Origin of the sequence: Nocardia acididurans (assembly GCF_016741815.1) — a bacterium.
GTDB lineage: Bacteria > Actinomycetota > Actinomycetes > Mycobacteriales > Mycobacteriaceae > Nocardia > Nocardia acididurans.
In genome coordinates, this window is record NZ_JAERRJ010000007.1 from 29,098 (window position 1) to 35,588 (window position 6,491).

At 69.4% G+C, this 6,491-nt stretch carries 6 protein-coding genes; 3 read left to right on the top strand and 3 right to left on the bottom strand.

Annotated features, from left to right (window positions below; genetic code table 11):
• Nucleotides 1–64: 64 nt before the first annotated feature.
• Nucleotides 65–1,423 (bottom strand): TIGR01777 family oxidoreductase, encoded by a 1,359-nt coding sequence (locus tag JK358_RS18575; protein ID WP_201949002.1) that lies wholly within the window; start codon nt 1,421–1,423, stop codon nt 65–67.
• A complete protein-coding gene (locus JK358_RS18580; RefSeq protein ID WP_307817610.1) occupies nt 1,420–2,091 on the bottom strand; it encodes a TetR/AcrR family transcriptional regulator in 672 nt (223 codons plus the stop codon). Before JK358_RS18580 ends, JK358_RS18575 begins: the two co-directional genes overlap by 4 nt.
• Before the next feature lie 105 nt (nt 2,092–2,196).
• Here JK358_RS18580 and JK358_RS18585 point away from each other — a divergent pair, with 105 nt between their 5' ends.
• The 3 genes from JK358_RS18585 to JK358_RS18595 all read left to right on the top strand — a co-directional run bounded on the left by JK358_RS18585 (nt 2,197) and on the right by JK358_RS18595 (nt 5,439).
• Nucleotides 2,197–3,342 (top strand): acyl-CoA dehydrogenase family protein, encoded by a 1,146-nt coding sequence (locus JK358_RS18585; RefSeq protein ID WP_201949003.1) that lies wholly within the window; start codon nt 2,197–2,199, stop codon nt 3,340–3,342.
• A 32-nt stretch (nt 3,343–3,374) separates the two neighbouring features.
• Complete coding sequence (locus JK358_RS18590) at nt 3,375–4,355, top strand: AurF N-oxygenase family protein (protein WP_201949004.1); 981 nt, start codon at nt 3,375–3,377, stop codon at nt 4,353–4,355.
• 67 nt (nt 4,356–4,422) lie between these two features.
• Complete coding sequence (locus JK358_RS18595; RefSeq protein WP_201949005.1) at nt 4,423–5,439, top strand: fused (3R)-hydroxyacyl-ACP dehydratase subunits HadA/HadB; 1,017 nt, start codon at nt 4,423–4,425, stop codon at nt 5,437–5,439.
• Nucleotides 5,440–5,449: 10 nt separating this feature from the next.
• Here the strand turns inward: JK358_RS18595 and JK358_RS18600 are convergent, their stop codons facing one another.
• The gene (locus tag JK358_RS18600; RefSeq protein ID WP_201949006.1) at nt 5,450–6,397 is read right to left on the bottom strand and encodes a glycosyltransferase family 2 protein; all 948 of its coding nucleotides are present in this window, start codon (nt 6,395–6,397) and stop codon (nt 5,450–5,452) included.
• Between the last annotated feature and the right edge of the window lie 94 nt (nt 6,398–6,491).

Consider the following 6,491-nt stretch of genomic DNA (forward strand, 5'->3'; position numbering starts at 1 on the left):
TCGGTGCGCGAGACGCAGTGCCGCCGCCGATGCCGGGAGCACCGCCGCTCGCCGCCGTACGCCGTCAGTCCCGCGCGCGGCCGAGGACGTGCCGCAGCGCGGCGTCCAGGGTGGGGTGCCGGAAGTGGTGTCGTGCGTCCAGCAGCCGGCCGGGCAGCACCCGCTGACTGGCCAGAGCCAGTTCCCGGACGCCTTCGGAGCCCAGCAGCAGGCGCGGGCCGAAGGACGGAACCGGAAGTACCGCGGGGCGATTCAGGACATCGGCGAGTACGCGGGTGTATTCGGCATTCGTCATCGGGTTCGGGGCGACCGCGTTGACCGGGCCCGCGAGCTCGGTATCCCAGAGTGCGCGATGGTAGGTGTCGATCAGGTCGTCGATGCCGATCCAGGACTGCCACTGTCGTCCGCTGCCGAGTTTGCCGCCGAGCCCGGCGGTGAAGAGCGGGCGCAGCAGGCGCAGGGTGCCGCCGCTGGGTGACTGCACGAGGCCGGTGCGCACCGTGACCACGCGGGCGCCCGCGGCCGCGGCGGGTTCGGTGGCGTTCTCCCAGTCGGCCACCACCTCGGCGAGGAAGCCGTCGCCGCGCGCGGAGGTCTCGTCGAGGAGTTCGTCACCGCGATCCGCGCCGTAGTAGCCGATCGCGGAGGCGCACACCAGGATTCGCGGGGTGCCCGCGTCCTTGGCGATGAGTTCGGCGAGGGCGCGGGTGGGGCCGATGCGGCTGTCGCGGATCTCGCGCCGGTGCGCGTCGGTGAACCGGCCCGCGATGGAGGCTCCCGCCAGATGGACGACCGCGTCGACCCCGTCGAGCAGTGCCGGATCGGGATCGTCCGGGGCCCATCGGCGTTCGTCGGCATGCCGCGGCGCATGCCGCACCAACCGGATCACGCGATGGCCGCCCGTGCTCAGGAAGGCCGACAGTGCGGTGCCCACCAGGCCGGAGGCGCCGGTGATCGCGACGGTCAGCGGGCCGAATCCCTGGGCGGCGGCGGTCCGATGCGCGCGCAGGTCGTCGGCGAGCTGCCGATGCCGGTAGACGAACATGGGCCGCAGCAGGGCGGCGGGCACCGGGGTGTCGACGCGGTCGATCACCCGGGTGTGCCCGGCGTCGACGGCCTCGAAATCGTGCAGGTGGTTCCAGCGCATGAGGGTGCGCAAGGGCAGTGACGCCAGCCCGCGGCCGCCGATGTGATCGGCGAAGCGGCCCGGCGCGTCGTAGCGCTCCGGCTGATGCTCGGCCACCCACCGCAGGCCGCCGGGCAGGCCGAGCACGGCTGTTCCATCGGCCAGTGAGCCGGATTCGGCTTCGATGCGCACCGGCTGCCAGGGCGGGGCCAGCCGGGGCAGCGCGCCGGGCCGGGAGAACCAGGCGAACACCTCCTCCCGCGGGGCGTCCACGACACTCGAGTACTCGAAACTCATTGCGCACCACCGTCCGGTTCGAGTGCGATCCCGACTTCGTCGAGTCGCTGGCGCAGCAGCAGCCACGCCTGCGTGGCGAGCCGTTCGATCAGCTGTTCGCGGGTTTCGCGGGGATGGTCGAGCCACCACTGGATGGACGCGTCGATCAATCCGTGCACGGCGACGATGAATCCGTCGGCGGCGTCGCGGTGTTCGTAGAAGCCGGGAATGTAACGCTTTCCGGCCGAGGCGATTTCGAAGGCGAAGGCGCTCTCGCTGCCGGGCGGCTGGTCGTCGGTGCGGGCGTAGCGGCGGCTGACCAGGAACCGGAACAGATTCGGATGTTCGTGCGCCCAGGTGACATGCCGGTAGATGGGCCCGCGAATGGCGTCCATCGGCGTCTCGTGGGTGCGGATGCCGTCGCGGATGCGCGCCTTGTGTTCCCGGTACAGCGTGAGGGTGACCTCGCGGTCGAGTTCCTCTTTGCTGGCGAAGTGCCGGTAGATGTGCGCGCGGTTGAGTCCGGCGCGGGTGGCGAAGTCGCCGGTGCTGGCGTCGGGTCCGCACTCCTCGATGGCCGTGATGGCGGCGGTGATGATCTCGCGGCGTCGTTCTTCCCCGCGATCCCCCCGGCTGGCCGCCGCCCGGCGGGCGTGCAGGCTGTCCACCCTGCCTTCTGTGTGCACCACCGGTCCAGCGTATCGGCCCGGGGGCTTGCGCCGGAGCGCGATGCGGGTACACCATGTACCCAAGAGTCGGGTACATGGTGTACCCGATGCTGCGCCGGGAGCACCATGTCGACGATCACCCCCAGCTGGCACATCGAGGAGCTCGGCGCCCTGCGCGAGCTCGCCCGTACCTTCTGCGAGAAGGAATTGCAGCCCAACGCCGAGCGTTTCGCGGCCCAGCACCAGGTGGACCGCGACCTGTGGCACCGGGCCGGTGAACTGGGCCTGCTGTGCATGTCGGTGCCGGAGAACTACGGCGGCGGTGGCGGCACCTTCGCGCACGAGGCCGTGCTCATCGAGGAGCAGGCCCGGGTCGGCGACTCGTCGTGGGGCGCGAGCCTGCACAGCGGCATCGTCGCCCACTATCTGCTGGCCTACGGCACCGAGGAGCAGAAGCGGCACTGGCTCCCGAAGATGGCCAGTGGCGAGGTGGTCGGCGCGATCGCCATGACCGAGCCGGGGACCGGTTCGGATCTGCAGAACGTCAAGACCAAGGCCATTCGCGAGGGCGACGAGTACGTCGTGAACGGCGCGAAGACGTTCATCACCAACGGGCAGCAGGCCGATCTGATCATCGTGGTGGCCAAGACCGATCCCGAGAACCGGGCCGCCGGAATCTCCCTGGTGCTCGTCGAGGCCGACCGCGCGGGGTTCCGGCGCGGCCGCGTCCTGAACAAGATCGGGCAGCAGGGCCAGGACACCTCGGAGCTGTTCTTCGACGACGTTCGCGTCCCGGTGTCGAATCTGCTGGGCGCACAGGAGAATCTGGGTTTCATCCAGCTCATGCAGCAGCTGCCGCAGGAGCGCCTGATCATCGCGGTCGCCGGGGTGGCCGGGATGGAATCGGCGCTGGCGCAGACGATCGCCTACACCAAGGACCGGCACGCCTTCGGCAAGCCGATCTTCGCCTTCCAGAACACCAAGTTCACCCTCGCCGAGGTGGCCACCGAGACCCGCGTCGCGCGCGTCTTCGTCGACGACTGCGTCTCACGACATCTGAAGGGCGAGCTGGATATTCCGACCGTGGCCATGGCCAAGTGGTGGGTCAGCGACAAAGCCATGTGGGCCGCCGACGAATGCCTGCAGCTGTTCGGCGGCTACGGCTACATGACCGAGTACCCCATCTCGCGCATGTGGACCGACGCCCGCGTCCAGAAGATCTACGCCGGCACCAACGAAATCATGAAGGAAATCATCGCCCGCTCGCTGTGAGCGCGGCCGGACCTACTTCGAAGGAGACGACAATGACGTTGGCCGAGCCGAGCAGATCGGAACTCTCCTACCTCGACACGCTGGCCACCCTGTCCCAGGGCTCGGTCGACGTGAACTTCGATCCCTACCTCGACATCGATTGGGATTCCCCGGAATTCGCCATCGACCGGGACGATCCGCGCTGGGTGCTGCCCGCCTACGATCCACTCGGCGCGACCCGCTGGTACCGGGAGCTGCCCCGGCATCGGCAGATCGAGATCGGCCGCTGGCGGATGGCCTACGCCATCAAGGTCGGTCTCATGTTCGAGTCCATCCTGATCCGCGGCATGATGCAGTACGTCATGAAGCTGCCGAACGGCTCCCCGGAGTTCCGGTACTGCATGCACGAGATGACCGAGGAATGCAATCACATCCAGATGTTCCAGGAGCTGGTGAACCGCATCGGCGACGATGTGCCGCCGGGCCGCAAGCATTTCCGGATGCTGTCTCCGCTGATCGGCGTGCTCGGCGGCTACGCGCATCTGATCCTGTTCATCGGCATCCTCGGCGGCGAGGAGCCGATCGATCATCTGCAGAAGGAGATCATCCGCAACGGCGCCGACATCCCGCCCGCGGTGCTGCGCTGCATGCAGATCCACATCGCCGAGGAGGCCCGGCACATCTCCTTCGCGGGTGAGTTCCTCAAGGATCACCTCGCGCGCACCAATCCGGTGTTCAAGCAGGTGTGCGGGGTGGCCTTCCCCATCGCCATGCGCTGGCTGGCCGGTGAGATCACCGTTCCGCCACGGTCTTTCGCCCGCGAGTTCGGCATTCCGGACGCGGTCTTCGACGAGGCGTACTGGCAGTCGCCCACCTCGCGCCGCATCCTGTCCGGCTACTTCGGCGATATGCGCCGGCTGGCGACCGACCTGGGCCTGATGAATCCGGTCACCAGGCGACTGTGGCGGCTGCTGCACATCGACGGCGCGCCCTCGCGCTACCGCAGCGAACCCGACCGCACCACCTTTGCCTGACACCAGTCCGCCGGGCGCTCTGCTACGACTTCGTTGAGACACCGACCTCAGCAGCGAAGGAGACGCAGTGGTTATCGCCCTCGACGACACGATGCAGTCGATGGTCGGACGGGCCTTCCGGCTCGCCGACTATTACGAGGTCGGCCGGGAGCAGGTGCGCGCCTTCGCGGGCGCGGTGCGCAACGATCACCCGCTGCACCGCGACGACGCGGCCGCCGCCGAACGCGGGCTGCCCGGATTGCTGGCGTCGCCGACGTTCACGGCACTGCTCGGCGGCGCGGCGCAGACCGCGCTGGCGACCCTGCTGACCGACTGCGATCTGACCGTCGCCGTGCAGACCCAGCAGCAGTTGGATTTCCACCGTCCGGTGTGCGTGGGCGATCGGCTGACGAGCACGATCGCGCTGCAGTCGCATCGCCGGGCGTTCGGCGGCGATCTGCTGGAGGTCACCAATCACATCGCCGATCAGGACGGCCGGGCGGCGGTCACCAGCCACACCAGCCTGATCGCGCGGTCGGCCGGGGGCGATCTGGGCAAGCAGCTCGCCGACCTGAACGAGACGGTGTTGCGCGACGGTGTCGGCACACCGGCGCGGGCGGCGCTCGACAGTGTGGCACTCCCGGCTCGCACTGTCCCGCAATCGATTTCCGACGGTCTGCGCCGGGCGAGCCGTCCGCGCGTGGCGGTCGGCGATCACCTGCCGGCCCGCGCCTACCGGGTCACCTACGGCGATCTGGTGCACTACGCGGGACTGTCCGGCGACCCGAATCCGATCCACTGGCACGAGCCCGCCGCCGCACTGGCCGGACTGGGCGCGGGCGTGGTGGCGCACGGCATGCTGACCATGGGCCTGGGCGCGGGCTATCTCGTGTCCTGGGCCGGGGATCCCCGCGCCCTGCGCCAGTACACGGTGCGCTGGAGCGGTCCCCTGACCGTGGTCCCGGGCACGGTCAGCACGCTCGAATTCGGCGGCAAGATCATGGCCCTGTGCCGGGACAGCGGGATCGCGACCGTCGCGCTCACCGCCACCCAGAACGGCCGCCGCGTCTTCGGCCGCGCGACCGCCGCCGTCCTGATGGTCTGAGACCGCGACCTCACGCCGCGCGCAGGCGGTTCCTCGCCGACTGCGCCAGGCGCAGCCCACCCGGGGCGATGGTCAGAACGGCGTACACCGCAGCCGGTTTCAGCGCGAACCGCTGGCGCAGGGCGATGCCCACCTGTTGGCGTGCGGCGGCCGCGTCGGAGCGGGCGAGCGCTTCGCGCGCTCGCCCCATGGCCTGATGGAAGCGGATGTCGCGCGCCTTGCCCGCGGCGATCCGCCGCACCTCCGGATCGTCGGTGAGCTCGCCGATGCGGGCGAAGGCGAGTTGCACGCTGTCCTGGTAGACCCGGTGCACGGCCGGGTCCTCGGGCACGCGATAGCCCGCCAGGGTTTCGGGCAGCACGCGGATATCGCTGCCGTGCGCCAGCATTCGCGCGAAGAGCAGCAAGCCCTCGACGGTCGGCAGATCGTCGGGGTAGCCGCCGCCCGCCCGCCACGCGGCCGACCGGATGGCGGCCGAATAGTAGAGCACCGAACCCGCCACGAATGCGGCCAGGGTGACCGCGTGGTCGAATCCGGGTTCCGTGGTGACGCCGCCCTGGGCCCGGAACGTGGTGGTGTCGCGTACGCCGCTCGCGTCGAAGCCGACCGCGTCCACGGCGACGACATCCACCTCGGGATGCGCCTCGAGTAGACCGAAGGTCCGTTCACAGAACGCGGGGAGCAGGGTGTGCCGGGGGCGCACCACCGTGTAGACCGCTCCCCGGGCCAGGGTCACGGCGAGATTGACACCGTCCCCGAACCCCGGGGTATCGGTGTGCACCAACCGAATTCGCTCGTCGCCGTACTTTTCGGCCACCGCCCGCGCAGTGCCCGAGAAGTCGACGACGATCAGTTCCCAGTCGCCGAAGCTCTGGGCGCGCACCGAGTCGATCAGATCGGACAGCCCCGCCTCGGGCCCGCCGACCACGGTCAGGATGCTGAACACAGGGTGGGTCATGCTGGTGAACCTCGTCTTCGGTCACGGGCCGGCATCGTGATGCGGAGTTCACGATAGCCAATCCGAGACCGAAAACGCAGGCCGCCAACGTGTT

Bases quoted from the DNA above. Each gene is read 5' to 3' on its own strand.
- JK358_RS18575 (WP_201949002.1), bottom strand. From the start codon at position 1,423: ATGAGTTTCGAGTACTCGAGTGTCGTGGACGCCCCGCGGGAGGAGGTG.
- JK358_RS18585 (WP_201949003.1), top strand. From the start codon at position 2,197: ATGTCGACGATCACCCCCAGCTGGCACATCGAGGAGCTCGGCGCCCTG.
- JK358_RS18590 (WP_201949004.1), top strand. From the start codon at position 3,375: ATGACGTTGGCCGAGCCGAGCAGATCGGAACTCTCCTACCTCGACACG.
- JK358_RS18600 (WP_201949006.1), bottom strand. From the start codon at position 6,397: ATGACCCACCCTGTGTTCAGCATCCTGACCGTGGTCGGCGGGCCCGAG.